At 58.0% G+C, this 25,510-nt stretch carries 24 protein-coding genes and 1 pseudogene; 10 read left to right on the top strand and 15 right to left on the bottom strand.

Going from position 1 to position 25,510, the window contains the following annotated elements:
- Positions 1 to 138: 138 nt before the first annotated feature.
- The 3 genes from AC1DB0_RS02415 to AC1DB0_RS02405 all read left to right on the top strand — a co-directional run bounded on the left by AC1DB0_RS02415 (position 139) and on the right by AC1DB0_RS02405 (position 2,979).
- Positions 139 to 1,284 (top strand): alpha-hydroxy acid oxidase, encoded by a 1,146-nt coding sequence (locus AC1DB0_RS02415; RefSeq protein ID WP_054425382.1) that lies wholly within the window; start codon positions 139 to 141, stop codon positions 1,282 to 1,284.
- Between the two features lie 232 nt (positions 1,285 to 1,516).
- A complete protein-coding gene (locus AC1DB0_RS02410) occupies positions 1,517 to 2,092 on the top strand; it encodes a DUF6932 family protein (protein WP_476756661.1) in 576 nt (191 codons plus the stop codon).
- Positions 2,089 to 2,979, top strand: coding sequence for a hypothetical protein (locus AC1DB0_RS02405; protein ID WP_476756662.1), 891 nt, complete (start codon positions 2,089 to 2,091; stop codon positions 2,977 to 2,979). Before AC1DB0_RS02410 ends, AC1DB0_RS02405 begins: the two co-directional genes overlap by 4 nt.
- 11 nt (positions 2,980 to 2,990) lie before the next feature.
- Here AC1DB0_RS02405 and AC1DB0_RS02400 read toward each other — a convergent pair whose 3' ends face one another.
- From AC1DB0_RS02400 to AC1DB0_RS02365, 8 genes are all read right to left on the bottom strand, one after another.
- Positions 2,991 to 3,776, bottom strand: a complete 786-nt coding sequence (locus tag AC1DB0_RS02400) for a DUF899 domain-containing protein (protein WP_476758588.1) — start codon at positions 3,774 to 3,776, stop codon at positions 2,991 to 2,993.
- Between the two features lie 257 nt (positions 3,777 to 4,033).
- Entirely contained in the window at positions 4,034 to 4,876 is an 843-nt protein-coding gene (locus AC1DB0_RS02395; protein ID WP_476756664.1) for a DUF7822 domain-containing protein, read from the bottom strand.
- Positions 4,877 to 5,731: 855 nt separating this feature from the next.
- Complete coding sequence (locus tag AC1DB0_RS02390) at positions 5,732 to 6,499, bottom strand: HpcH/HpaI aldolase family protein (RefSeq protein WP_476756666.1); 768 nt, start codon at positions 6,497 to 6,499, stop codon at positions 5,732 to 5,734.
- A 10-nt stretch (positions 6,500 to 6,509) separates the two neighbouring features.
- The gene (hpaH, locus tag AC1DB0_RS02385) at positions 6,510 to 7,292 is read right to left on the bottom strand and encodes a 2-oxo-hept-4-ene-1,7-dioate hydratase (RefSeq protein WP_476756667.1); all 783 of its coding nucleotides are present in this window, start codon (positions 7,290 to 7,292) and stop codon (positions 6,510 to 6,512) included.
- A gap of 13 nt (positions 7,293 to 7,305) precedes the next feature.
- Positions 7,306 to 8,187 carry a fumarylacetoacetate hydrolase family protein gene (locus tag AC1DB0_RS02380; protein ID WP_476758587.1) on the bottom strand — a complete coding sequence of 294 codons (882 nt, stop codon included), beginning with the start codon at positions 8,185 to 8,187 and terminating at the stop codon, positions 7,306 to 7,308.
- Positions 8,184 to 9,146, bottom strand: a complete 963-nt coding sequence (locus AC1DB0_RS02375; RefSeq protein WP_476756668.1) for an amidohydrolase family protein — start codon at positions 9,144 to 9,146, stop codon at positions 8,184 to 8,186. The genes AC1DB0_RS02380 and AC1DB0_RS02375 overlap by 4 nt, the downstream gene beginning before the upstream one ends.
- A 12-nt stretch (positions 9,147 to 9,158) precedes the next feature.
- A complete protein-coding gene (locus AC1DB0_RS02370) occupies positions 9,159 to 9,539 on the bottom strand; it encodes a RidA family protein (protein WP_310029272.1) in 381 nt (126 codons plus the stop codon).
- A 136-nt stretch (positions 9,540 to 9,675) separates the two neighbouring features.
- Positions 9,676 to 10,644 carry a Bug family tripartite tricarboxylate transporter substrate binding protein gene (locus AC1DB0_RS02365; RefSeq protein WP_476756669.1) on the bottom strand — a complete coding sequence of 323 codons (969 nt, stop codon included), beginning with the start codon at positions 10,642 to 10,644 and terminating at the stop codon, positions 9,676 to 9,678.
- Positions 10,645 to 10,892: 248 nt separating this feature from the next.
- On the opposite strand from AC1DB0_RS02365, the gene AC1DB0_RS02360 reads away from it, so the two are divergent.
- From AC1DB0_RS02360 to AC1DB0_RS02330, 7 genes and pseudogenes are all read left to right on the top strand, one after another.
- Positions 10,893 to 11,525 (top strand): flavin reductase family protein, encoded by a 633-nt coding sequence (locus AC1DB0_RS02360; RefSeq protein WP_046807937.1) that lies wholly within the window; start codon positions 10,893 to 10,895, stop codon positions 11,523 to 11,525.
- Positions 11,522 to 12,361 carry an IclR family transcriptional regulator gene (locus AC1DB0_RS02355; protein WP_476756670.1) on the top strand — a complete coding sequence of 280 codons (840 nt, stop codon included), beginning with the start codon at positions 11,522 to 11,524 and terminating at the stop codon, positions 12,359 to 12,361. The genes AC1DB0_RS02360 and AC1DB0_RS02355 overlap by 4 nt, the downstream gene beginning before the upstream one ends.
- A 247-nt stretch (positions 12,362 to 12,608) precedes the next feature.
- A complete protein-coding gene (locus AC1DB0_RS02350; RefSeq protein ID WP_476756671.1) occupies positions 12,609 to 13,610 on the top strand; it encodes a PD-(D/E)XK nuclease domain-containing protein in 1,002 nt (333 codons plus the stop codon).
- Entirely contained in the window at positions 13,607 to 14,695 is a 1,089-nt protein-coding gene (locus tag AC1DB0_RS02345; protein ID WP_476756672.1) for a hypothetical protein, read from the top strand. The genes AC1DB0_RS02350 and AC1DB0_RS02345 overlap by 4 nt, the downstream gene beginning before the upstream one ends.
- On the top strand, positions 14,692 to 15,372 hold the full coding sequence (locus AC1DB0_RS02340) for a hypothetical protein (protein WP_476756673.1): 681 nt from the start codon (positions 14,692 to 14,694) through the stop codon (positions 15,370 to 15,372). The genes AC1DB0_RS02345 and AC1DB0_RS02340 overlap by 4 nt, the downstream gene beginning before the upstream one ends.
- Before the next feature lie 448 nt (positions 15,373 to 15,820).
- On the top strand, positions 15,821 to 16,399 hold the full coding sequence (locus AC1DB0_RS02335; protein ID WP_476756674.1) for a hypothetical protein: 579 nt from the start codon (positions 15,821 to 15,823) through the stop codon (positions 16,397 to 16,399).
- A 251-nt stretch (positions 16,400 to 16,650) separates the two neighbouring features.
- Positions 16,651 to 17,605: pseudogene (locus tag AC1DB0_RS02330) on the top strand (IS3 family transposase); the annotation flags it as partial.
- On the opposite strand, the gene AC1DB0_RS02325 reads toward AC1DB0_RS02330, so the two are convergent.
- From AC1DB0_RS02325 to AC1DB0_RS02295, 7 genes are all read right to left on the bottom strand, one after another.
- Positions 17,598 to 18,053, bottom strand: a complete 456-nt coding sequence (locus AC1DB0_RS02325) for an HNH endonuclease (RefSeq protein WP_476758608.1) — start codon at positions 18,051 to 18,053, stop codon at positions 17,598 to 17,600. The pseudogene AC1DB0_RS02330 and the gene AC1DB0_RS02325 sit on opposite strands and share 8 nt — an antisense overlap.
- An 892-nt stretch (positions 18,054 to 18,945) precedes the next feature.
- Entirely contained in the window at positions 18,946 to 19,509 is a 564-nt protein-coding gene (locus tag AC1DB0_RS02320; RefSeq protein ID WP_476756676.1) for a hypothetical protein, read from the bottom strand.
- Between the two features lie 183 nt (positions 19,510 to 19,692).
- Entirely contained in the window at positions 19,693 to 20,004 is a 312-nt protein-coding gene (locus AC1DB0_RS02315; protein ID WP_476756677.1) for a hypothetical protein, read from the bottom strand.
- 351 nt (positions 20,005 to 20,355) lie between these two features.
- On the bottom strand, positions 20,356 to 21,204 hold the full coding sequence (locus tag AC1DB0_RS02310) for a class I SAM-dependent methyltransferase (protein ID WP_476758586.1): 849 nt from the start codon (positions 21,202 to 21,204) through the stop codon (positions 20,356 to 20,358).
- A gap of 105 nt (positions 21,205 to 21,309) precedes the next feature.
- Positions 21,310 to 22,485 (bottom strand): CMD domain protein, encoded by a 1,176-nt coding sequence (locus AC1DB0_RS02305; protein ID WP_476756679.1) that lies wholly within the window; start codon positions 22,483 to 22,485, stop codon positions 21,310 to 21,312.
- Between the two features lie 24 nt (positions 22,486 to 22,509).
- On the bottom strand, positions 22,510 to 23,904 hold the full coding sequence (locus tag AC1DB0_RS02300) for an acyl-CoA thioester hydrolase/BAAT C-terminal domain-containing protein (RefSeq protein ID WP_476756680.1): 1,395 nt from the start codon (positions 23,902 to 23,904) through the stop codon (positions 22,510 to 22,512).
- A gap of 3 nt (positions 23,905 to 23,907) precedes the next feature.
- Positions 23,908 to 25,482 (bottom strand): ABC transporter substrate-binding protein, encoded by a 1,575-nt coding sequence (locus AC1DB0_RS02295; protein ID WP_175169193.1) that lies wholly within the window; start codon positions 25,480 to 25,482, stop codon positions 23,908 to 23,910.
- Positions 25,483 to 25,510: the final 28 nt, after the last annotated feature.

Here is a 25,510-nt window from a genome sequence, read left to right as displayed (position 1 = left end):
AGACTGCATAAAAAGTGTCAGACTGCATCTTTTCTCGGGTAAGGGCAGGCGTTCGCCCTTTGGCCATTGCGTTGGGTCATTCAACGACTCGGCTATCGGTATCCAGTGTGTACGTATGACGTTGATAGAGGTCTTCCGATGCGTCTGAACCAGTGCCAGAATTTCCACGACTTTCGCCGCATGGCGCAACAGCGCCTGCCTGGCCCCATCTTTAATTACATCGACGGCGCCGCCGACGATGAAACCACCTACCGCCGCAATACCGACGCCTTCGAGTCCTGCGACCTGGTGCCCGACGTGCTGCGCGGCGTCGAAAACGTGGACATGTCCGTCACCGTCATGGGCCAAAAATTGGCGCTGCCCGTGTACTGCTCGCCCACCGCCTTGCAGCGCCTGTTCCACCACGACGGCGAACGCGCCGTGGCCGCCGCCGCGGGCAAGTTCGGCACGATGTTCGGCGTGTCGTCGCTAGGCACCGTCAGCCTGGAAGAAGCCCGCCAGATCAGCGGCGGCCCCCAGGTTTACCAGTTCTATTTCCACAAAGACCGCGGCCTGAACCGCGAGATGATGGCCCGCGCCAAGACGGCCGGCGTCCAGGTCATGATGCTGACAGTCGACAGCATCACCGGCGGCAACCGCGAGCGCGACAAACGCACCGGCTTCGCCATCCCGTTCAGGCTGAACCTGGCCGGCATCGCCCAATTCGCCGCGAAACCCGCCTGGGCCATCAACTACCTGACGCACGAACGCTTCCGGCTGCCGCAGCTGGACACCCACGTCGACATGGGCGGCGGCGCAATGTCTATCAGCCGCTACTTTACCGACATGCTCGACCCAGCCATGACCTGGGATGACGTCGCAGCCATGGTGCAGGAATGGGGCGGCCAGTTCTGCCTGAAGGGCATCATGTCAGTCGACGACGCCAAGCGCGCGGTGGATATCGGCTGCACCGGCATCGTGCTGTCGAACCACGGCGGCCGGCAATTGGATGGATCGCGCAGTGCGTTTGATCAGCTGGCGGAGATCGTTGATGCAGTCGGGGACCGCATCGACGTGATGATGGACGGCGGCGTACAGCGCGGCACGCATGTGCTGAAGGCGTTGGCGCTGGGGGCGAAAGCGGTGGGGTTAGGGCGGTATTACTTGTTTCCGCTAGCTGCGGCGGGGCGGCCGGGGGTGGAAAGGGCGCTTGAACAGATGCGCGTGGAAATTGAGCGGGCGATGAAGTTGATGGGGTGTAGGACGGTGGGGGAGTTGGGGAGACGGCAGTTAAGGTTTCGGTGATAGGGCGTATCGCCTAAACGCTTGGTTCGCCGTGGCAGCCTCTTGCAAAGCCTGTGGCAGCCTCTGGCAAAGCACTCGGCAATTCCCCTGGCTGTTGCAGCGCTATAAATGTAGGACTCATTCACTGTCTTTGTTTGCCGCTTTTGATCATGCTCCCGCTTGCCTACGGTCTATGATCGATGTTCGTATCGAACAGCTGTGTGACTTTTGATAAGGCCCAAAGGCAATACTTATGATTCCTGCGTGGAACCTTCAAGGCGTTATTCCGCCAGTGCGTCCAGGTGCGCATGGTCACGATCCAGATCGTTCTCCGTATCAGGCATCCCTTCAATCGCTGGTCGGCGCGATGGGGACATCATGTGCTCGATTGCAAATTCTTGAAGGGCTTCTTAAATTTCGCGCTGAGATCCACACCATTGGAATCGATACAGGATTTCAATGGCTGAATGGCAGCTTCTCTGAAAATGTCGAGGTCGTTGAGGCGCGAGACCCACGTGATGTGGATGTAGTGACGTTTTTGGAACTTCCCAAGGGGCTGGATCAAGAGGCGCTCGTCGCTAGGAACCCTCGTCTTTTTGATCAAGCGTACGTGAAAGATGCATTTCAAGTGGATGCCTATTGGGAAGTTCTGGGGCGCCCGCTGAAAGCAGAGGCGGTGCAATCCGTCTCCTATTGGTACAGCATGTGGTCCCACAGAAGAGACGGCATGTGGAAGGGCTTTATCCAAGTGGGACTGGAACCGGCCGAAGATGTGGTCGCTGTTCAAGGGTTAGCCCAAGCCAAGGCCGATCTTGGAGCCGAGCCATGATTAAACGCGACGAGTTTCTCGCCTCTGAAATCCGAGAGTTGGAGCGGATGCTGGAGGGTATTCCCGAGTCAGCGGCGATACAACGAATCTCGATTCAGAACCGGTTGAAAACCGTTCGTGTAGCGCTCGACCGCGAGCTTGCCTCTCCAAAGCCTTCTCGCTTAAAGCTAACCTTTCGAGGCCGCCCAACAATCGGCAGCCACGGAATCGCTGCTGACTTCGGGGGTAAAGCCACCATCGCGTTTGCCGATGCCTTCGCCGCAGTGGTGGCAGGTCTCAACGAAAACCTTCAATTTATGGGGCCGATTCCTGATCGCGAGAAGAATCAACTTTTGATCACCGGTACGGCGGTAGGTTCGTTTGGATTCGAGTTTGAACTGCCTGCAGGTGGTCTGTTTCCCGAGCAGGAAAAGACCGAGGAAGCCTTGCAGAAGATGCAGTCTTTGCTTGAAGCATCGGCAACGGGAAGTGATGACGATGTGGCGGAATTTGTTGATGCCATTCATCCTCGAGCCGTAAAGAAAATTTCTGAGTTTCTCTCCGTCTTGTCTCAATACCAAGCCTGGTGCGGGCTGGAATTCAAGGGCAGGATATTTAGATATGAGGGCTTCGACCAGTTGACTCACTCCGCTAGCCGGCTTGGCGAAGAGAACATAAAAGAAGCGTCGGAATGCTATGCGGGGGAGTTCGTGGGCATTCTGCCCAACTCGCGAACGTTTGAGTTTCAGACCGTAGATGGGCTGATCAAAGGCCGGATAGGTTCTTCGATTGAAGATCCTGACGTGATTCTCAGAGACTGGCTCAAGCGGAACGTACTCATTACGCTAGCGGTCGTTCAAGTGGGTCAAGGGCGCCCTCGGTTTACGCTGAACGTCCTTCCCGAGTGACTGTGTAACGGCTACGCCGACGGTTTCGCCCCGTCGCAATGCTCCCTGAACGCCTTCTCCCCGGCGTCAGACACCTCCACCCATTTCTGATCGGGCGGTGCGTCTGCGACATAGCTGTCGTGCCAGTTCCAGCACTTATACGTCGGCGTTTGCGGATACCCTTCGGGGGAATCCTCCCAGGCTTCCTGCCTGCCCAGCGGCGTGATGTCCAGGTAGTTCCACGTGCCGCCCATCAGCTCGTCACCACGATTATTCAGAAAGTACGTGCGGAAGATGCGGTCGCCATCGCGAAAGAACACGTTTGTTCCGTGCCATTCATCCACGCCAAAGTCCGCATCGAAGCTGTCGGTGAGCGTGAACCACGGCATCGTCCAACCCATGCTGGCTTTCAAGCGGGCGATGTCGGCTTGCGGAGCGCGCGAGGCAAACACCAGCGTGGTGTCTCGGGCGTTCAAGTGCGCCAGATGCGCGACCTGATCGGCCACCATTGAACAGCCTCGGCACGCGTGCTCGGGCCAGCCGTAGACGTCGGGTTCGAAGACGGCGCGATAGACGATTAGCTGGCGGCGCTTGTCGAAAAGGTCGCGGAGCGTTCGCTTGCCGTTCGGGCCGTCGAACGTGTAGTCCTTGTCGACGGGCGTCCAAGGCATGCGGCGGCGCTCGGCGGCCAGGGCGTCTCGGGCGCGGGTTTGGGCTTTTTCTTTCAGCAAGAGCTGCTGGCGGGCAGCTTGCCATTCGTCGGCGGTGACGACGGGCGGCGTGCGCATGCGGCCGGTGGGTGGGGTGGGGGTGGTCATGGTGATGCCTCCGATGGTGATTCCTTCTCGGCTGGGATGAACGGCGGGTTGCGTGGCAGCCCGCTGTAAATGTGCTGAGGGATAGTGTTGCACCGGAGGCCGGGAACCGGGAGTAACAAATGTGGCGCTATTTCAGTGGCGTGGCAGGCCTCGCAACGTCAGGGAAGGAACCTGCGTTTCAGTGGCATCGCAGGGCTCGCAACGTCAGGGAAGGAACCACCGCGGTTCGGAGCGCGAGCAACGCGGGGCATCGGCGCCTAGTTCTGCTGCGCGTCAAACTCGCTTCGATTCATCACGTCGAAGTACAGCGTGTCGTACCACACCAGGCCCAATGGATACTCCGTGTCCCCGGTTCGCGTGCTGTCGCAATCGTTGTCCAGCCGCAGCCCGAAAAACGCGTCCATGGGCGCAGCGCCGGATCGCTGCGTGGCCAATCTAAGCGCTTTGCCCGCTTGTTCCAAGTCAGCCGATAACGCATCAACCGCAGCGCCCGCCTGCACGCATCGCGCAATCTCTTGCTCTACGCACGCCTTCAATTCGGCTTCTTCGGATTCGGACATCGTGTCTAGCTCAATCGTTTCCAGCAGCAGATACGTATCGCGATGCGATTCAAGAAACTCGATGGTTTCGTCCAGATTGGCAAGCAGTTCGTCGGCGGATGCGCGAGCGGATAGCGATGGGGCTTGCGCGTCGGCGTTTGAAGACACAGCGCTTGAAGACGCGTCTAGCCGAGGCGCGAATATGTGCTTCAGCCGATTTATCAGGGAAGCAGAGTGCGGCGCAGCGGCAGCAGCGGGTTCAACGGCGGAAGGCAAATCCGCCGTCGCCGCCCGGATGATTTCCGTGAATCGTTTGACGCGCGCAAAACCCGTATCGAAGTGACTGCTGATCGCGTACAGCGCTGTCTTGCTCTCGGGTTCGTCGCTATCGAAGCCGTCGGCGATTAACGACGCGCACAGCTGCGGATCACCTGACATCAGAAGCCGGTACATGAACGGCACGTCGTATGGCCATTCAGAAAGTCCGGAGACGGTGTCCGGACGGTCTGCGTAGGAGCTGGGGCGGTTGCTTAAGCTGTAGAGATACGAACGGTTGGCCATGGGGGTAGTTGCAGCACAATGAGGAGCAATGAGAATACAGGGATCGCAAGGACTCATAAACACGGAAGATCCAAAATCACGGCACCTGTCTTATCGGTTCTGAGCCTGCGAACAGTCGTGTAGTATTCAAACCCATTCAGCGGATAGCTATGCCCTTTGTGGTTAAGCCGTTGACTGCTACCAGATCACTTCCCTTATTTCGATACCCACTTCAAGGACGAAGAATTGCATTGCCAACAATGTGGGGCTGAGCACAATGGCAATCAGCGGCTGTGTCTTGAATGCCAGCGCGTGTTGCGGGGTGCGTCGACCCCCAGCCTATTCAACGCCGGTGAAAGTGGATTTGGTATTGCMAAAGGCGGCGTGGCACCGCTAGATCAGCCGCTTGGAGCCAAGGGAGGGCTGTATGCGGGTGGGATCGAGAGGACACACGTTTACGCCGCCACATTCCGCGGAAGGCCAGCCAGGATTTCAGAGTTTCGCGAGTATGGTGTCGCGATAACGGTTTTCTCGGTAGTTGGTTTCATGTTCGCCCCTTCGGCTTGGTGGCTCGTTCTGCTTTTACCTAGCCTTTTTTCGATCAACGTGGGCACGGGGTTGAGAGACAAACGAGTCCATCGCGTTGCGTCAATGTTGACTGTGGAAGCGAATAAGTCTGGTCATGTTTTTCTCACCCAAATTGGCGGCGAATGTCCGATTTGCTGTGGTTCGCTAGGACTCAGAAAGATCAAAGACGGCAAACAGACGAAAGCCATTATCCAATGCAAAGAGAATTCTCTTCATCGTTGGGATTACGACCCGAAGGTGCTGGAGGAGTTATCGGGATCTGTGTGAGTTTGGACTTTCAATGCAGCGTCAAACCCCCGCAAACCGCCCCGCCAACTGATCGCAGTGCCGCACCAGAATCGCCGCATCCACGCCCACTGCCGTAAACAAACTCCCCGCCTCGATATACCGGCGCGCCAGCGTCTCATCCGTCGTCAACACCCCCGGCGCCTTGCCCGCCGCGCGTATGCGCTGGATGGCGCGTTCGACCTCGGCAACCACCTTCGGATGCTGCGGCTCACCGGGATAACCCAGGCTGGCGGCAAGATCCGCAGGGCCAATGAAAACCCCATCCACGCCATCCACCGCAATCATGGCGTCCAGGTTCTCCAGCGCTTCGCCAGTCTCGGCCTGCACCAGCAAACACAGTTCCTCTTCGCAGCGCCGCATGTAATCCGCCACGCGCCCATACCGCGTCGCGCGCATCGTGCCGCTGACGCCTCGCACCCCTCGCGGTGCATAGCGCATGCCTGCCACTGCGCTTTGCGCTTCATCCGCGTTTTGCACATACGGCAGCAGCAAGGTCTGCGCGCCAATATCCAAATACTGCTTGATCTGTACCTTGTCATTCCACGATGGCCGCACCACCGGATGGCTCTTATACGCGCTTGCCGCCTGCAACTGCGCCATCACGGTTGGCAGCACCACGGGCGTGTGCTCGGTATCCAGCAGCAGCCAATCGAAGCCGCTGGCCGCCACCAGTTCGGTACTGTTCGCAGCCCCAAGCGTGACCCACAGCCCGGTCTGATGGCGCTGTTCACGCAGCGCGCGTTTAAACGTATTGATGGGGAGTTCCATGCGCGCCGCCTTATGAAAAATGCACCGAGATGCTGCCCAGCTTGCCGTAGTCAGCATGTAGCGTATCGCCGCGCTTCACCGCAACAGTGCGCGTGAAAGATCCCGCCAGCACGATGTGCCCGGCTTCCAGCGCGGCGTCGTGCTGGGCAAGCTTGTTCGCCAGCCAGGCGATGCCCAGCGCGGGATGCCCCAGCACCGCGGCCGACACGCCAGACTCTTCAATCACGCCATTCTTCAACAGCAAGGCCGCGACCCAGCGCAGATCGATATCCATCGGCCGCACCGGGCGACCGCCCAGCACGATGCCGGCGCACGCAGCGTTATCGGCAATGTTGTCGACGATGCGGCGCGGGTACTTGCTGCGGCCGTCGATCAGTTCCAGCGCGGGCACCACGTAGTCCGTGGCATCCAGCACGTCGAACAGGCTCACATCCGGGCCGCGCAAGGGCTTGCCCAGCACGAAAGCCAGCTCGACCTCCACGCGCGGCACGATCAGCTTGTCGGTGGGGATGGTCTGCCCATCTTGAAAGAACATCGTGTCCAGCAAATGGCCGTAGTCGGGCTCATCAATGCCCACGGTGCTTTGCATGGCCTTGGATGTCAGGCCGATCTTGTGGCCGCGCAGCTTCGCGCCGTCGGCAATCTTCTGGTCGATATTGCGTTGCTGGATGGCATACGCATCGGCAATCTCAATGCCGGGAAACGCCTGGTCCAACTGCGTGGTGGGCACGCCGCTGCGCTCGGCTTCAAGCAGCAGGCTGGCCGCGCGGGCGCGGTCTTCGTCGTTAAGCATGGAAGGCTCCTGATCAGTGCGCGGCGACTTCGTCGGCCACGGGGTTGGACAACACGCCAATGCCGGCCACTTCCACCTCGACCACGTCGCCCGGCTTCAAGAAACGCGGCGGCGTGAAGCGCACGCCCGCGCCGATGGGGGTGCCGGTGGAGATGACGTCGCCGGGTTGCAGCGTGGTCCAGATGGAGATGTAGCGGATCAGTTCCGCGAACGGAAACATCAGGTTGTCGGTGGCGTCTTGCTGGCGCAGCTCGCCGTTCACGCGCGTCGTCACCGTCAACGGTGCAGCAGGGTCGAATTCGTCCGCCGTTACCATCCACGGCCCCATGGACCCGCTGGCGTCAAAGTTCTTGCCCTGTGTCACGTTGAACTTGCCGTGCTTGATCCAGTCGCGCACCGTGCCTTCGTTCAGGCAGGTCAGGCCCGCGATGTGGCTCCAGGCGTCCTCAGCCGCAATGCGGCGGCCGGCCTTGCCGATGATGATGGCGATCTCGCCTTCGTAGTCCAGCTGCTCGGATTCCGGGGGGCGCAGCAAGGGTTCGCCATGTCCCACGAACGAACCCGGAAAGCGCGGAAACACGCTGGGGTAGGCGGGCGGCGCGCTGCCGTCCTGGYATTCCTCGTTGCGCTTGCCGTAGTTCACGCCGACGCAGATGATTTTTTCTGGCGAGGGTATGGGCGGCAACAGCCGCACCTCGTTCAGCTTGTGCGTGGGGGTAAGCGTGTCGGCCAAATTGGCCAGCGCGGGCAAGGCGTCGGCGTCCAGCGCGTCGCGCAGGCTGGCGAAGCCCTGGCCGTGGCCAAGGCGCTGACCGTCCAGCGCAACGATTTGGTCCTGGCCGCGCAGTGCGCCAAAGTGCGTTCGGCCTTGATGCGTATAGCTAAGGAGTTTCATTCGTCGAATCCAAACAAGCGAGCGGGGTTGTCCACCAGGATTTTCTTAAGCGTCGCGGCGTCGCCCGCATAGCGCGCCAACTGGTCCACCAACTGGCCCTCGTCGGGCGTGGGTTTGGTGGAGACGGGATGCGGCCAGTCGCTGCCCCACACCACGCGGTCGGGGTTGGCGGCGATCAGCGCTTGCGCAAGCGGCGTCACGTCGTCCCAAGGTGGACCGGTGCGAGAGATCTTCTCCGTCAGCGACAACATCACCCAGAAGTTGCCGCGACTTAGCAACGACTCCACCAGTTGGCGAGTCGGATCTGCCGCGCCTGCAGTGGGATCGGCACGCCCCATGTGATCCAGCAGCACCGGAATATCCAGCCGTTCAAACTGCGCCGCCTGCGCCATCATGCCGTCGGGCTCTGGCTGAAACTTGGCGTACCAACCCAGTTCACGAATGCGCGCAATGGCGCGGTCAAACACGGCGGGCGCCATGCTGATGCCCAAGCCCTGCCGCGTGAACCGCGCCCCGCGCACGCCCGCATCGTGCAGCTTCTGAATGTAGGCGTCGTCACGCTCGGCCAGCACCACCGCGTTCGCGCAACCGCGATACGACGGGCCGGCGGCGGCCAGGCCGTCCAACACCACCTGATGATCCGCCCCGTAGGTGGTGGCCTGCACGATCACGCCGCGTTCGATGCCCAGCAGGCGATGCAGGCCCAGCGCGGTCTCGATGGTGGCGCTGGGCATCTCGTACGCCGCGCCGGGGCGCACGGGGTAACGATCTGCGGAGCCGAATACGTGAAACTGGCTATCGCAGGCGTTAGGCGGCAGCCGGGTGGTGGGCGCAGTGGGGCGGGGATTGAAGGGTTGGTACTGCGAGGGTGGGTATTGCGGCGCTTGGTTCTGCGACGCTGGATTCTGCGCGGGTTGATTCTGCGAGCTTTGGCTCTGAGTCATTTGGCTTTGAGTCATCGTCTGTCTCCCTTACCCGATCACGGCCACAAAATCGCATTCGATCAGCTTGTCGCCATCCAGATCGGCCTGCATCGTGTGCCGCGCCGGGCGGTTATCCGCATCCGGAAACGCTTGCAGCCACACCGCATTCAGCGCCGCGCGCTGGCTGCGGTCGCGCATCCACACCGTCATCTTGGCGATGTGCTCCAGCGAGCCGCCACCCGCTTCCACAATGCGCCGCACGTGGTCGAACATCAGTTCGCACTGGCGTTCCAGCGACGCGCCGTAAGCGCCCGTGGCGGGGTCAGTGCCTTGGATGCTGCCCGAATACAGCATGGGCCCAATCCGGCACGCGGCCGGAATGGGATTCTTGTGGCTGAAGCCTTCGGCGTAAATGCTGCGTCTGCTCATGGCGGGTTCCGTGTGGAAAGAAGAGGGTGGGGCGGCATCGCGGCCATCACCAGGCAAGGCCGCGATGCGTTAGGTATTCAGAGCGTGGCTGCTGGCGGGTCAGACCAGGCTGTGGTCCGGCGGCTGTGGTCTGGCCTTAGTTCGCCGTGATGCCCGCACGCTTGATGATCGGCGTCCAGCGCGCGTCTTCCGCAGCCAGATAGCGCGTGAATTCCTCGGGCGAGCTGCCGCGCGCCTCGGCGCCCAGCTCATCAAAACGCTGAATGATCGTCGGCTGCGCCAGAATCTTGGTCAGCGCCTCGCTCAAGCGCTTCTGCACATCCGGCGGCGTGCCTTTGGGCGCAAGCAGGCCCGTAAACGTGGCCGCCTCCATGCCCTGCACACCCGCTTCCGCGAACGTCGGCACGTCTGGCATCGACGGCACGCGCTTGGCCGTTGTCACCGCCAACGCGCGCAAGCGGCCATCCTTCACATACGGCAGCGCCACTGAAATCTGATCAAAGTTGAAATCCACCTGGCCGCCCAACAGATCGGTTGTGGCCGGCGCGTTGCCCTTGTATTGCGCCGTCGTCCAACGCGCGCCCGTCAACGACTGCAACAGCTCGCTGACCAGATGATTCGTGGTCCCCGCACCCGGAGACGCCATGTTCAGCTTGCCCGGCTCCTTCTTCGCCAGCGCCAGCAATTCCGCCAGCGTCTGCGCCGGCAAGCCCGGCTTCACCTGCAACACCAGCGGCGTGTACGACACCGAACTGATCGGCGCAAAGTCCCGATCCCACTTGTACGCATCCCGCTTGAAAATCAGCGGCGAGAACAGCAGCGGCCCGTTCGCCGCCATGAACAAGGTGTAGCCATCGGGCTCGGACCGCGCCACCTGCTCACCGGCAATCATGCCGCCCGCACCCGGCTTGTTCTCGACAATAAACGGCTGCCCAAACGCCGCCTGCAAGCCCGGCGCAATCAGCCGCGCCGCCACATCCACATTGCCGCCCGGCGGATAGGGCACCACGATCTTCACGGGTTTCTCGGGCCACGCGGCGTGCGCCATGGAAGTCAGAACGGTCAGCGCCACCGTGGCGCAGGCGCGAAGCGCATTGCGATGCATGGTTTGTCTCCTGGTCGTGTCATCACGTTTTGTTTGTTGTGTTTGACGACACTCTAGAAATTCCCGCGCCGCTGAACAATCCGAATTTCAAGAAAAGTTCCGGATGTTGGACTCTTTTGGCAGGTTGCTTTGCGGGCGGCTTTTGGCATGACCGCATTTCGCCGCAGAATTACCCTGGGCGCCCATTGCGCACGCGGTTTTATTCATTGTTGAATGTTCAATATCCGGACTACGGAGCCAGACCCACCATGCACTTTCCCGCCAGCGACCTGAACCCCGAACAAACCTACCGCCTGATGAGCGGCATCGTCGTGCCCCGGCCCATCGCCTGGATCAGCAGCGTCAACGCCCACGGCGGCGTCAACCTGGCGCCGTTCAGCTGCTACACCTTCGTCTCAAACAAACCCCCCATGATCGGCGTCAACATCGGCCGCAAAGCCGGCAAGCGCAAAGACACCGCCGAAAACATCCTGGCCAACCGCCACTTCGTCGTCAACGTCGGCGACGAAACCCTGCTTGATCCCCTGCACGACAGCGCCCAAGAACACCCGCCCGAAATCAGCGAAGTCGACGTGCTGGGTTTAAGCGTGCTTCCCGGCGCCGTTATCGACACCCCCCGACTTGCCGCCGCGCCCATCAGCCTGGAATGCCGCTTTCATAGCGTCACCCCGTTTGGCGACACCGGCGCGGAGTTTTTCGTGGGCGAAGTCGTGATGTTCCATATACGCGATGGCCTGCTGCAAGACGGCAAGATCGATACGGCATTACTACGCCCCATCTGCCGCATCGGTGGCCCCAACTACGCATCGCTAGGCCCCATCGTCACCAAGCGCGGTATTCAGCAGACGCCAAAATCCATTATCAAACCGGAGGCCACGTGAGCGAAGCAGAAGACAAAAGCGCATCCGGCGCGCAGACCGTACGCAGGGCCTTGGCGCTGCTGCGCCTGATTGCCTGCGGACAAGAGCGCGGCGTGCGGCTGGTGGATCTGGAACGCATGTCCGGCTTGAATCGGCCCACCGTGCATCGTTTGCTGAAGACGCTGGTGCAAGAGGGCGCGGCTGAACAGGATTCAGAAACGCGACGGTATTTGATCGGGCAGGAGATTAGTTTGCTGGGGCTTGCAAGGACGCGGCGCTTTCCGCTGCTGACGCTGGCGGACCCGTATATGAGCGAGCTGGCCGATCAAGTGGGGGATACGGTGTTTTTGAGTATTCGACACGGGCACGATTCGATATGTATTGGGCGGCGGACGGGCAGGCATCCAATACAGGTGCTGTCGATTGAGGTGGGGGTTAGACGGCCGTTGGGAGTGGGGGTGTCGGGGGTGGCGTTGCTGGCGAGTTTGGGAAGGGAGGAAAGTGTGGAGTTAGTGCGGGGGAATGCAGCCAGGCTGGAGGTGATGGGGGAGCGGGTGGAGGATGTGATTGGGCGGGTGGAGGTGGCTAGGAGGGAGGGGATTGCGCATGCGGCAATGGGGTTGATGCCGGGGACTAGTGCGGTGGCTGTGCCGGTGTTGACGGAGGGAGGGGTGGCGCTGGGGGCGATTACGGTGACGGCGATGGCGGAGAGGTTGGGGGTGGAGAGATTTGGGATGGTGGTGGAGAGGATGAAGGCGGCGGCGGGGGGGATTGCGGGGAGGTGGGGGCGGGTGGAGCGAGGCTTCTGTGGAGCGCGCAACGAGGAGAATAGCGAAAACGTGGTCGCCGTTGCTTAGACGCCCGGATGCGGAATCAAGTAGCACGCGACGGACAACGTTCGACCTAAAAGGGCATTTTGGGTCTCGGAGTTCGCGTTCCCAAGAGTTCTGGCTACATGCGCCTTGCGACATGTCAAATTTATGCGAGCAAGAAATGCAAAGTGTAATGAGCGAGGATGCGTCGGTATATCAGCTACCTCATCTCCGCCTAGTCTCGTAAAGCTGTGATAAATTTAGTAGCAACTAAGAATAGCTTGAGGGCGAAATGACCGAGACTGTCAATATTGGTGAAATTGCGAACTTATTGTCGCGCGACATCTTTTCGTTCTTTCATTGGCAAGCGCATCCGCGACGTGACCAAGATTTTGCATGTGGCAGTAGCCGGCACACCTCGAAAGGGAAGAACCCAAAGCCAAAGAAGAGTCATCCTGGCGACGTAATTTTCTATTATGAAGATCCCTATTTGGGGCGGCGGGTATATCTGCATACAGATCTAAAAAGCTACGCAAAAAACACTATAGGTCCGGTGAAAATTCGAGCGGCCATAGAATCATTGGCAATGGCCGTCGAGTGTGCGCAGGCTTCGGACGAGTGGCGTCGCGCGTATTCTGCACCCGACGACGAACAGTTCGACATCCGTGGTTTACTTTTCGTCCACAATCACGACGGCAAATTCAATGACGAGTTCGAAAACTCGATTTCGAAAACCGACTTGTCGACGATCCCGGTGGCGCCGAATGTATACGTGCATTTTTTGGGTCCGACCGATATCGGCAGGCTTTATACAATCGCTAACGATATTGTCAGGCTGCAGCATCAGAAATTGATGCCAGATCACTATTCATTCTATTACCCAGATCTAGTCATGTGGCGGCGTCGTGGAGAAGTTTCGGGGCAGGCGGCGACAATTGAGGCGTTGACTTCACCCTATTTTATTTTGACATTTGAAGCAAAAGCTGGAAAGCCTCAGGGCTTCGTCATTTATTACAATAGGCCGGGCAAGTCAGCTGAAGAATTCGAGTATTTTCTGGACAGCTTGTCCAGGTATCAACTTTTAGAGGAAGATAAAGAGATCCGTATTAGGATGGTTGCTACGGACCCAGACGAGAATTTCCTAAGCAATTTTGAGTCGGCCAAGCAACGATATGTGAAAGCATGGGGCCTCGATCCCGCGAGAAAGGCGATACTGGATAATATAAGCCTGGAACGGGTGACATCGGTGGCTACCTCATATAACGCGCCCTCGATTGGATGGAGACAGTCTTGAAAAGCGGTCCTTCGCTCTACTACGCATCTGACAAGAACATCTTTGACGCTTTAAATCAGTCCAAGATAGACCAAGATACCCTCCAGGGTATGTTTCGTCGGAGAAATATCGTTTGTTCAAAGCAGACGACGCGGCACGACTTAGCGATGTTTTTCAGCAGGCTAACGCACGATTCTGTGGATCACCAAGACCTCTCAAGACGATTGGGCGTCAATAGACGACAAGAGCGAATAACCGCGCTGGATCTAAAGGGTTCCATTTCTGATGAAGGGATTATTCGTGCCGTAGATTTCGTGCGCCAAAGCGTACTAAGCGAAGGTGACATCCTTCAGCCGGTAAGAGCCGATGGCTCGCTGGTATTGAATCTTCGGTATACGGAAATCGATTATAGAAAGTCTGAATTTGGTCAGGTGCAACATAGAGAGGGTTATATAGAGATAATCCGAAATGCAGATGAACTAGTTATTAGAAGTACCCAGTCTGGCTATGTGGAAGTCGTTAGAAGTAAATTGGTTCTGGCTATGGAAAGAGACGCTGGGATCAAATTTGAACGATCAGAGGTGTCCCTTTTTTATCAAGGTAACCACGGGGTTAGAAGCAAATTCTTCTACGACCTCATGATGGGGTTGCCGGGGTATTCGCACAAGGATGTCACCGACGTTTTTGTATATAAGGCTAGACCTGATGGGGCTGGAGGCGGCGGGGGCACGTTGATCGATGATGATGGAGAAACCTATGTGGAAAGGGTGCTTCTTCGTGGTAGCGGAATTTCGCGGTCGGAATTATTGCGAGACCTCACGCAGGAGAAGGCTTACTACATTGTAAAAGTCGGTTGGTTGGCGACAGAGATTTTCGGAAGTGGCTTTGGCTATGATATTGAAGCGATGTTTGCCGATCCCGTGGGTTGTACGGGATTTTCATACATTCTTCACGGTGTCCACGAATTGGATGATAGTGGCAGATTACTAAAGGCGCGACGCGGTGCCACAACTTCAGAAATGGATTCTGTCGCACGTGCAATCGAAACTCGTGCGCGCGAGCTGGTGCGTTCGCTTAGCATGCCTTCACAAAGGGCGCTGATATGACGCGTTTTAAGTGGTATAAGATTTTCGCACCTGAAGGCGCATCGGCGCTGGTGCGTCAAGTCGCTAACGCAAAGTTTGCGAGTGAATCAAATTCAGGATTTCTGCCCATGCTAGAGGGGCAAATCAATCCTATGGATTTCCGCTTTCTTTGGCGCTCAGCCATCGTGGCTGTAGGATTTGACGATAATGGAATTCGGACTACTCAGACTTTTAATAGCGTCGAGCAACTCAGCATATCTTTTTTACAAGTGGGCGACGTGTTGTTTCTGCGGCTTACGGATCCCCCGCGAGCCACACGGGAATTATTCAACGCGCTTGAATTGGCTGGGGGCATTGGGATGTCGATTCAACCATACATTTTTTCCCCACGTCAGCAGGCGAGGATGCTGAATCATTGTGACGATTTCAGTCTCATAGGTCTTCGAGGAGTGGGTATTTCATCTCGGCATCATGTAGTGGCGAGGATTGAATTAGCCTCGAAAGACGGGATTAATATTAAGCTGTTGCCGTTTTTGGATGAGCTGAAGTTCAATCCAGATCAGTCGTCTTATGAGGTTATGCAGGAAGGAATAAAAGGCCAGGTGACCTTTACCGTAAGTGGTGCGGTACGTATAACCGGCGGAGTACTTCCTTTCGTAGTCTCGCAGCTGGAAAATCAGTTGGGCACAGATCATTAATGGCTATCTGCCGTGGTTGGAAAATGAGCCCAGTCAAATATAGAAATTCTAATAGGAGGTTCTAGAGAAATTTCGGGTGAAAGCTACATGATTCGCAAAACGGTAAAATCATGGTGATCCTGAAATAGACTAAAAAATGGCAAGCTAGTGCGAGAGTGTTTCCAATAAAACGGCGTCAGTTATTTATTCGTCCGCAAGTTGCGTACAAATATGGTAAGACGGATGGGTACGTTATTGCGCATATGGAGGAGTTGGGCGCGGCAGTTTCCCGCATTGAGAAGATTGATGAGGGCGAAGGACTTAATCGCACTAAAAATCCTAAAAAAAAATATTCTAGAAACGTTATCGAAATATTAGAACTCATATTGCGATACTGCAGTAATTGACTTGTGAAATTGCGTCCTTTCACCTATATTTCAACCCGTGTTCACCACCCTTTCTGTGCATTGTGAATCAAGAAACACAACAATTCATCACGCTCGCGATTGCCAGCATCGGTTTACTCATCTCCCTGTATCTGCTCTATATCAACATCAAGAACAGGGGGACACAAATATCAGCGTATCGCATAACCCGCTCTCTTCACCGAAGCAGCCAGATCGTACTTCAGTATATAAATTCTGAGCAACTGGATGGACGTTTTTTGGTCAAGATGGTGCTTTTTAATCCAGGTGCTATTGCCTGTGTTATTCACAGCTTTGCAGTATCCAAGTCGGTCAGAAATCCCAACTTTCTCTTTAGGCTTTTTAAGCCCACTGTTTTGGAGTTTGTTGAAGGCGTCCGGTGGTGGCCGACTAGGGACGAAACCCAGACAGAACCAAAATACTTTGATGAAGAGTATAAAAATATTTACGTCGAAGACTATCGAGTTATTCTGGTGTCCATCCCGGGTTGGATTAATAGGGATTGGTACGAGTTTGAGATCCGTACCAACATCGATGACGTAATTCACAAGGCACGTCTTGATGGAGTCAAGGGGACTCATCAATTTAGTCATTCCTTCGAGCGCTGGTATAGGGAAAAGTAGTCGCCGCAGAGGGCGGTAGACTGAAGCTAAAAGATAATAATGCGGGCTGATATCTCATTTCCTGTGCGTTGAATTCCTCACGTCTGAACGGCTCGAAGTACAGCATGTCGTCCTACACTCTAGTCGGAGGCTTAAACCCCATCGTCTTCCTGGGAAGGGCGTTTACCTTGGCGGCAACTTCGGAAATAGGGTTGACCCTAACCCAGTTTTTAGTCCTGATCTAAATTAAAGAAATCCGGCATGATTTCACCATATGGAATAGGAGCCATGCCGTAAAGAGATCGAAATACACCGAAGGGCAAATCGCCTTTGCGCTGAAGCAGGCCGAACTGGGAACGGCCGTACCCGAGGTCTGCCGCAAGATGGGCGTGAGCGAAGCCACCTTCTACATCTACAACTGGTAGAAGAAATCCGGCGAGCTTGGTTCCTCGGAGCTTCGACGACTTCGCCAGCTTGAACAGGAATGCAATCGGCTCAAGCGCCTGGTCGCGGACCTGTCGCTGGACGAGGCTATGTTGCAGGACGTTCTGGCGAAAAACTCTGAAGCCTTCGCGGCGCCGCGTACTCGTGGATGATCTGATGAAGCGCTACGGCGTCGGCGTGACCAAGGCATGCGCCGCAGTCATGATTTCCCGGTCGTTGTATCGCTACGAATCGTGTCGACGCGACAGTGGCGCGCTGGTCATGCGAATCCACGAGATAGCGCATACGTGCGTTCACTACGGATACCGGCGTGTACGCGTGATGCTGCGCCGCGAAGGCTATCGAGACAATCACAAACGGGTCTACCGTTTGTATCGAGAACAAGGCTTGTCGTTGCGGCACAAGCGCCCCAAGCGCAATAAGTCGGCGCAACGTCGCCAACGTAAAGCGGTCGCGCAAGCCATCAATGACATCTGGAGCATGGACTTCGCCATGGACCAATTGTTCGATGGTCGCCGCCTGCGTGCGTTGACTCTGGTCGACAATTACACCAGAGAGTGTCTGGCCATCGACATTGGGCAAAACCTGCGGGGTGGCGATGTGGTGGCGACGCTCGGTCGCGTATGCGCACTGCGCGGCTTGCCGCGCGTCATCAAAACCTATAACGGCAGCGAGTTCATCTCCAAAGCCATGGACAAATGGGCATACGAAAATGGGGTGGAAATCGACTTCAGCCGGCCCGGCAAGCCGACGGACAATGCGCAGTGCGAATCCTTCAATGGCTCATTGGAGGGGTTAGTAGATATTCCGAATACTGTTCGCGTAGTACGTCAGCAACGGAAACAAGCCGATGTTGAGCATCAAGCTCAATAAGGCTTTGGTCATATGCCCTATGCACGTCAACCCGGAGGGGGATTCCATCGGTTGCTTTGTTGTGGCCTGCTTGCCAATCGCGGCCACGAAGATGAGCAGCTTCCAGTAGTTGGGGCACTGAGCAACCCGTCACCTTGCACCGTACCCCGTGATGGTTGAACACGGACAGCCTAAAGCGTCCCTGCTGCAATCTTCGTTTTGCCAGAGCAAATGCGACAGTTGGTTCTGGGGAATCGGCCCCCTTCGGTTCATAGAATGTCACAACTGGTCCCTGCTGTTTTAGGATCGCCCAAAGTGCGCGCTGATCGGTCGTAGCCTGACCAAAATCGGAGAGCAGAAATGGGGTGGCAAGATCCATGCAGTAGGAATACTTGCCGTTTCCGTCCTCCACGAGCCCACCGTACGTGCCTATCCAAACAACTGACTGATGCACGATGTGATGGAGAACGTATCCCCGCCCGTCCTCAACGAATGAGGGGCGCCCAATCCAAAAACCATCTAGATACCGACCTTCAACATCCGGATCTGGACGAAAGTTCAAGAAATCTTCACGATTTTTGTTTTTGGTAATGACGAGGGGCGCATCTAGTGAGTCTATTATTTCCATTAGCTCAGCTGAAGTGACTGGCTGCATGGATGCAGTAAGGTCTTCCATATGCGTGCCGCGCTCGCRCAACATATTGATCAGACGTTTTGCTGACTTTACGTCAATCACCCGTTGACGCGTCGAAATTGGGTGATGCAACTCCGCGTCCCGCTCGGAAATTGCCTGATCTACGTCGCGAATAACAAACTCCCATTTCACGGCGCGCTCATGCAAGTGATCGGATAGCGTCCCTTTGACGAGTCTTTGATGTAAACGATAACTGTCGGCTCGCAATACACGCCCGGCACCAACAAATCCCTTCTTGCTTACATAAGCGAGGATCCAGTCTCCCTCGTTCATTGCGAGTAGATGCTGCTCACCTTCGTCGCCAGCCCTTCCGTCGAATCCCGCAGTGATCACGCCTCGGGCAAGATTCTCAGCCCACCAAGCGTTCGTATCATGGGGGAAGTTCGCCTTGCCAATATTAAATCGATGGTATTCCATGGCTGTGTCTCGTGTTAATTGTCGTGATCGAGAGTGTTGTACGGGCGTGAAATTGTAGTATGAAACGTTTGTGGGCGGGTGGAGAGCGAGAGACGGATGGCTGAACAAAGGGGGAGGGCTGCTTTTAGGGTTCCGACCTAAGAATATAAAAATGGGAATGCTATTTTGAGTTAGGTCGTTGGAACTTGGCAGAGGCCCGACCTTCGCTTAGTAGCGCTTGAAAGGCCTCACCAATGCTCTGTTCGGCATCTTGAATTTGAGTGAGGACTAGCTTCAGACTCTGTGTTATTTCCTCCTCGTCGGCTTCATCGGAAACCTCTCCGAAATATTGGCATACGCTTCTTAAGCGGTTGACTTGGGCGAAAGCCAAAGCGAGTCGATTGCTAACGACCTCACTAAAAATGTCCGCCTTGTCCAGAAACTGCGATGGCAATTCCAAGGTGATAAGTGAGGCCTTGGATGCAAAATTCTGGCGTTCGCTTTGATAGTTCAGCACTCTCAATAAGTAGGTGGTATCTCCACCGCCGGGTGGAACAATTAGACTTCTAAGTTTGGCGATTTCTAACTGTGCGACAGCTACTGGAGCGGTCATGATCTGCGCTAGAAGCCGTCTAGATGCTCGTCGTTCCCGGCGTCTTCGATATCCGTCGACCAGCCAAATGGCCAAAGCCGTCAATGCGGCAAAAGCGGTCCAGTCAATTTTCATTTCTGCGAGAATTGGCATAAGTAATTCCCTGGTGATTTTTGGAAAACCTCTTGTTGGAGGCCCATTCTAAGTTGAGGGCCGGATCCCGCTAACAAGAAAAGTGCAGCGCTACAACTTCATGATCCGAATGTGAGGACATCGATTTCGGATTGACGGAGCTGGCCGACATTACCTGAAGACCGGCTCCATCCGACTATTTTCTTAATTGGTACGGAGAGCCGCCGAGGATAGCTCGCACATTGATCGTGGATTATCAATTGCCACTCCTAAGAGTTCGGAGAGATGGTCACAAAGAGCCTCGACCCCGCCTACCAAATTCGACGCAATCCAATCGTCCAACGGCTGTGCGTCCGAAGAGTCGGCCTCATTCACACTATTTCCCACAATCCGAGCAATCGCCCAAATCCCCTGGCAAGCCCGCTCCATCTTCCTCAAATCATCCACCCGCACAAGCGCAAACTCCGGATCATCCGGCGTGGCCCAGCGGTCATAGGTATAGGGGTGATCATTCATAGCAGCCTCTTTTGTCGTTAGACCCGCGCCCCGCTGTCAATCGGGGTGGGCGGGCGCAAGGCCGGGTTGACAGACCGGTGACAAAAGAAACCGGCGCACGCGAGCGTGCCCCAGCCAAGGCCCGCCCATAGCAGGGACGTGCGTCGGCCTACGGACGTAAAAATGCCGCTATTGCAGCGGCAGTCCGCCTTTTGTCATTTCCAGCTGTCAAACCGGACGGTCATTGGTGTGACCGCAGGGCGAGTATACGGCGGAACGCTATGGAAGCCGCAACGATGCGCGTGACCTTTTTGTCTCGCCCCAAACGACAGTCAAAAAGCACAAAGGGCTCCGCAGAGCCCTTCGTCATATTCATGCAGCCACCGGCACAAAAAACCGATCCTTCAACTCCTGCAATCCAATCCTCTCCAACATCTCCGTCAACCTCTCAGCAGGCTTCCGGGTCGGCAAATCCTTATACTGCGCCACGATCAGCTCATTCTTCATAGAATGCTCCCACCCCACCAGCTCCGTCACGCTAACCTGATACCCATGCGCTTCCAGCTGCAAGCACCGCAGCACATTCGTAATCTGGCTGCCAAACTCCCGCGTATGCAGCGGATGCCGCCAGATCTCCGCCAGCGGATCAGCCAGCGCCTTGCCCTTATTCTTCCTTAGCACCGAAGCCACCTCAGCCTGGCAGCAAGGCACAACCACGATGTACTTCGCCTTCTTCTCCAACGCAAAGTGAATCGCGTCATCCGTTGCCGTATTACAAGCGTGCAACGCAGTCACCACATCAATCGTCGCCGGCAACCGACTCGACGTAATCGACTCCGCCACAGAGAGATTCAAGAACGACATCCCGCCAAACCCCAGCCGCTTCGCCAGTTCCTCTGACGACTTCACCAGTTCTTCGCGAGTCTCGATCCCATAAATATGGGACCCATTCCCGACGGCGTCTTTCTGTTCCTTGAAGAACAAGTCATACAGAATGAACCCCAAATACGACTTCCCAGCCCCATGATCGGCGAGCGTCACCGCGCCGCGTTCTTGTTGGACGTCTTTCAGCAACGGCTCGATGAACTGAAACAGGTGRTAGACCTGCTTSARYTTRCGGCGGCTGTCCTGGTTCATCTTGCCGTCGCGSGTCAGGATGTGCAGGGCTTTTAGGAGTTCGATCGACTGGCCGGGGCGGATGTCGTGGGTTTTTTCTGACATGGGGGAAGGCAAAGCGCCCCGCACGGGGCGGGGCGCGTAGTGGCGCGGAAAGCGTCAGTTTAACGAAAACGCTGACGTGGCCGCAGGGCGGCGGAAAAGCGGGTCTTAGCCTACGGTGGCAAAAACCGGTTCGCCCAGGTTCAGCATCAAACGATTTGCCCAGGCGAAGATGGCGTCCGAGTGCAGCAGGTCCAGCACTTCGCCTTCGCTCAAGCCCGCATCCTTCAATGCCTGGATGCTGTTGGCGTTGACGTCGGCCTGGGCTTCGGTGATCTGGATCGAGAACTGGGCAATGGCCAGTTCACGTGCCGTGGTGCCGGCGGTGTAGGGGTCTTCGAACACTTGCGCGATCACTTCATTACGCTTGGCCAGTTGTTCGAAGCGCTGCGCGTGGACGGATGCGCAGTACACGCAGCCGTTCACACGCGAGACGACCGTGGAGCCCAGCTCGCGTTCGGCGCGCGACAGGCCGCCTGGGGCGTACATGATGGCGTTGAAGGCGGTGGAGCGCTGGCGCAGGATTTCCGGTTGGTGGACCAGGAACAGGTAGTAGTCCGAGACCTTGGCCTTGGGGTGGCTTTCTTCCAGGACGGCGACTTGTTCCGGGGTGGCGGTGTCGACGTTGACGACGTCGAGCCATGCCTTCCACTCCAGCACTTCGTTGGTGAAGCCGTGGGCCTTGATGACGGCGCCGGGTTCGGTGGCGGCGGTGTTGGGTTCGAAGGGCGCGGGCGGGACGGCGGCGGCGCGGGGAGCTTGGCCTTCCAGGTCTTTCATCGCGATCAAGCCTGCGACCAGACGGGTCTGGTACGACAGGAAGGCGATCAGTTGCGACAGGGTGACCACCGCGGGCGTGGAGACGCCTGCTGCGGGCAGGGTCTTCAGTGCGGCTTCGTCGCCTTCGACGGGGTTTTCGATCAGCTTGCGCGTGAATTCCAGCACGGCAGCCAGGCGCGGGGTGGAGGCGTCTGACGGTTTGCCGGATTCTGCAACGGCGATGTCGGCGGGGACTGCATCCGTTTCCGCCAAGCGGGCGCGGTAGTGCGAGGCCAGCAGCGGCGACAGGCTGATGCGGGTGGCGTACAGCGCGACCAGCAGGCGTTCGGCTAGCGACAAGCCGGGCAGTGCCGGGTCGAACAGGGCGTCGTAGCTGCCTTGCGTGGCGGCGGCGACTTTTTCGCGTTGGTGGCGAACCTCAAAAGTTTTGCTGCCGGGCGTCAGGCCGACGAGCTTGTCGACCAGATCATTGACGGCGTCATAGACGATGGGTTGTTGTGCCATGGGGATGTTCTCCTTGGTGTCTGATCAGCCGGCGTTGCCGGAAGTGCTTGCCGAATGTGCAGGAGCTGACTGCGAGCTTGCGGAATCCGAACGAGTCGAATCCGCGCTAGCCGAATTAACCGCAGCCGCCCGCGCCTTCACCGCCGCGTCCAAAAACTTCTTCACGCCTTCCCACGATTCCTGGTCGGCGCGTGCGTTGTCTTTCGGATTCCCGCCGCTGGTGCTGATCTTGCCGGACACGGGGTGGGCGTAGACGAGCTGGGTGGTGGGCACGTACGGGAACAGGATCGAGTGGCCGCCGTTTTCGTAGTCGAGCCATTCGACGGGGTAGGGGTGTTTCACGTCGACCAGCTTGTCCTGCACCATCTTCGAATACAGGCTCGACGGCCACGAGCCATCGTCGGTGGCCGACAGCAGCATGACCGGGCCTTCGATGTCTTCCACGCGAATGCGGGCGCGGGCGACGGCGTCGGGGTCTTGCAGTGCGGTCAGGATGGCTTTCTCGTGACGATGCGGGGATGGGCCTTCGTCAAACGGCGCCCACGTAGCCGTGCGGTTGTTTTCCCAGACGTGGGGGATCGGCTTGCCGCCCAGCAACCACGTGGGGCCTTCGCGGCCGATCTTGGGGTCGCAGGCGTTCTGGCCGCTGTGCACGACGGCGCCGGGTACGTAGGCGACGACGGCGGACACTTCCTTGGGGAAGGTTGCGCCCAGCAGCAGCACGAGTTCACCGCCGCGCGACTGGCCGCTGATGGCGACGAAGTCGTGCTTGGGCTGAACCTTTTTGCGCAGCCAGCGCAGGCCGGTCTGGAAGTATTCCAGCGGGGTGTTCGAGATGTAGTCGGACAGGCCCGGCGCTTTGAAGTACGCCAGCGCAAAGGCGGCGTAGCCGCGCGATGCGTAAAGCGCCGCGCGCGGTTCGTTGATGCCGCCGCCCGAGCCGTTCAGGATCATGACGGCGGGGTGCGAACCGGGCTTGCTGCCTGCCGGCAGGTACAGCGTGCCGACCAGACCTTCTTCGCGGACCTCGTGGCGCGTGACGCCGTCCAGCGCCAAGCGTTGCGTGAACGTGGCTTGCGCCTGCGCACCGGCCACGCGGGCGACCACGTCGGTGACCAAGGCTTCGGTGACCGGGTGGTTGAAGTGTTCGCGGCTGGGGGAATCCACGGGCGCTTGCGACCAGACGAGGCCCATCGGGGCCACGCCGGTGTAGTCGCCCGAGAGGGGCGCGTCGCGGGTCAGGTCGACCACGCCGTCCTCGCCAGCCGTGTACGCAGCTTGCGCCTGCCAGAGCACGCCGTTGCGGCGGGTCAGCGCGGTGATTTCCACCGTCTGGCCCGGCTCGACGTGCTCGACCCGGATCTGGCGCGGCACGTCGATCAGGGCGTCCGCGGGGGTGATGGTTAGGGTCGGCACCATGGCTTATTTACCGGCCGGCTCTTTGGTGACCATCATGGCGGCCGTGCGGTCGCTGGTCATCGGGGTGACCTTCAGGCCCTTCTTGGTGGCCCAGATGTTCTTGTAGTGGAACAGCGGGAAGATGGCGACGTCGTCAGCCACCAGCTTGACCGAGTCGCGCAAGATGGCTTCACGCTTGGCCACATCGAATTCCGACGTGGACTGTTCCAGCGCGGCATCCACTTTGGGGTTGGAGTAGTGGCCCCAGTTGGACGCGCCCAGGCCCTTCTTGGCGTCGACGGTGGCCAGGATGTTGACCAGCGCGTAGCTGGCTTCACCCGTGCCGTTGCCCCACGCCAGCATGCTGACGGCGAATTCGTTCTTGTTGGCGCGGCCCGAGTACACGGCCCATGGCACCACTTCCACTTGGGTCTTCACGCCCACGCGGGTCCAGAACTGCGCCACGGCCTGGGCCGTTTCCGGGCCTTGCGGGTAGCGGTCGTTCGGCACGTGCATGGTCAGCTTGAAGCCGTCGGGAAAGCCCGCTTCGGCCAGCAGCTTCTTGGCTTGCGCGACATCGTTGGGGATGTCTTTCACGTCGGGGTTGTAGCCGAATGTGCCCTTGGGCATCCACTGGTTGGCTTCGGTGGCCGCGCCTTGCAGGATGCGGTCGGAAATGGCCTTGCGGTTGATGGCCAGGTTCAGCGCTTGACGCACGCGCAGGTCCAGCAGCGGGTTCTTGTCCAGCGGCTTGCCGTTGTTGTCGGTGATGTACTGGTTGGGCGCGGGGTTGAAGCTGGGTTGCAGGATCATGACGCGCAGGCCGTCGTACGGGTACACCGCGATGTTCGGGGCCTTTTGCAGCTTGGCCAGGTCCGACACCGAGACCTTGTCGATCACGTCCACGTCGCCGGCCAACAGCGCAGCGGTGCGCGAGGCGGCGTTGTTGATGTAGCGGTAGTTGACCTTGTCCCAGGTGGCCTTGTCGCCCCAGTAGCCGTCGTTGCGTTCCATGATGACGCGGTCGCCCGGCGTGTAGGACACGAACTTGTACGGGCCGGTGCCAACCATGGCCTTGCCCGAGTTGTAGTCTTCGGTGGTCGACTTTTCACCAACGTGCTTGCTGACGACGTGTACAGATGCCAGGTTCAGCGGCAGGTCGGGGTTGGGCGCCTTGGTCTTGACGATAAGGGTCAGCGGGTCCTTCGCGGTCATCGTGTCGATGGTGCGCAGGTAGCCGGCGTACGTTGCCACGCTGCCCGGCACGCCGCGCGCGCGGGTGTAGGAATAGATCAGGTCGTCGGCGGTGAACGGCGTGCCGTCTTGCCACTTGACGCCTTCACGCAGCTTGAATTCCCAGGTGGTGGAGTCCAGCGGCTTCCAGCTGACGGCCAAGCCCGGCTGGAGCTTGTTCCACTTGTTTTCGATCAGCAGGTCCCAGAAGTGCAGCGCCACCGAGCGGTCGCCGGCGTGGTTGTTCAGCTGCGGGTCCAGGGACGACAGCGGGTCGGCAAAACCGATCGACAGGTTGTCGGCAGAGGCCGCGGCAGAGGCGCCGAGAATGGCGGCGGTCAGGGTCGAAAGAATCAGGCGTTTCATGTTCGGGGTCCTTGGTAGGGGGGGAACG

It is taken from the genome of Achromobacter sp. 10T422, assembly GCF_056394065.1.
This window is presented reverse-complemented; position numbering and strand designations above follow the sequence as displayed.

Coding starts and splice junctions, on each gene's coding strand:
- AC1DB0_RS02415 (WP_054425382.1), top strand. CDS start 139: ATGCGTCTGAACCAGTGCCAGAATTTCCACGACTTTCGCCGCATGGCG.
- AC1DB0_RS02405 (WP_476756662.1), top strand. CDS start 2,089: ATGATTAAACGCGACGAGTTTCTCGCCTCTGAAATCCGAGAGTTGGAG.
- AC1DB0_RS02370 (WP_310029272.1), bottom strand. CDS start 9,539: ATGAGCAGACGCAGCATTTACGCCGAAGGCTTCAGCCACAAGAATCCC.
- AC1DB0_RS02390 (WP_476756666.1), bottom strand. CDS start 6,499: ATGGAACTCCCCATCAATACGTTTAAACGCGCGCTGCGTGAACAGCGC.
- AC1DB0_RS02340 (WP_476756673.1), top strand. CDS start 14,692: ATGACGCGTTTTAAGTGGTATAAGATTTTCGCACCTGAAGGCGCATCG.
- AC1DB0_RS02375 (WP_476756668.1), bottom strand. CDS start 9,146: ATGACTCAAAGCCAAATGACTCAGAGCCAAAGCTCGCAGAATCAACCC.
- AC1DB0_RS02325 (WP_476758608.1), bottom strand. CDS start 18,053: ATGGATCTTGCCACCCCATTTCTGCTCTCCGATTTTGGTCAGGCTACG.
- AC1DB0_RS02360 (WP_046807937.1), top strand. CDS start 10,893: ATGCACTTTCCCGCCAGCGACCTGAACCCCGAACAAACCTACCGCCTG.
- AC1DB0_RS02315 (WP_476756677.1), bottom strand. CDS start 20,004: ATGAATGATCACCCCTATACCTATGACCGCTGGGCCACGCCGGATGAT.
- AC1DB0_RS02350 (WP_476756671.1), top strand. CDS start 12,609: ATGACCGAGACTGTCAATATTGGTGAAATTGCGAACTTATTGTCGCGC.
- AC1DB0_RS02410 (WP_476756661.1), top strand. CDS start 1,517: ATGATTCCTGCGTGGAACCTTCAAGGCGTTATTCCGCCAGTGCGTCCA.
- hpaH (WP_476756667.1), bottom strand. CDS start 7,292: ATGCTTAACGACGAAGACCGCGCCCGCGCGGCCAGCCTGCTGCTTGAA.
- AC1DB0_RS02305 (WP_476756679.1), bottom strand. CDS start 22,485: ATGGCACAACAACCCATCGTCTATGACGCCGTCAATGATCTGGTCGAC.
- AC1DB0_RS02365 (WP_476756669.1), bottom strand. CDS start 10,644: ATGCATCGCAATGCGCTTCGCGCCTGCGCCACGGTGGCGCTGACCGTT.
- AC1DB0_RS02300 (WP_476756680.1), bottom strand. CDS start 23,904: ATGGTGCCGACCCTAACCATCACCCCCGCGGACGCCCTGATCGACGTG.
- AC1DB0_RS02295 (WP_175169193.1), bottom strand. CDS start 25,482: ATGAAACGCCTGATTCTTTCGACCCTGACCGCCGCCATTCTCGGCGCC.
- AC1DB0_RS02320 (WP_476756676.1), bottom strand. CDS start 19,509: ATGCCAATTCTCGCAGAAATGAAAATTGACTGGACCGCTTTTGCCGCA.
- AC1DB0_RS02400 (WP_476758588.1), bottom strand. CDS start 3,776: ATGACCACCCCCACCCCACCCACCGGCCGCATGCGCACGCCGCCCGTC.
- AC1DB0_RS02395 (WP_476756664.1), bottom strand. CDS start 4,876: ATGGCCAACCGTTCGTATCTCTACAGCTTAAGCAACCGCCCCAGCTCC.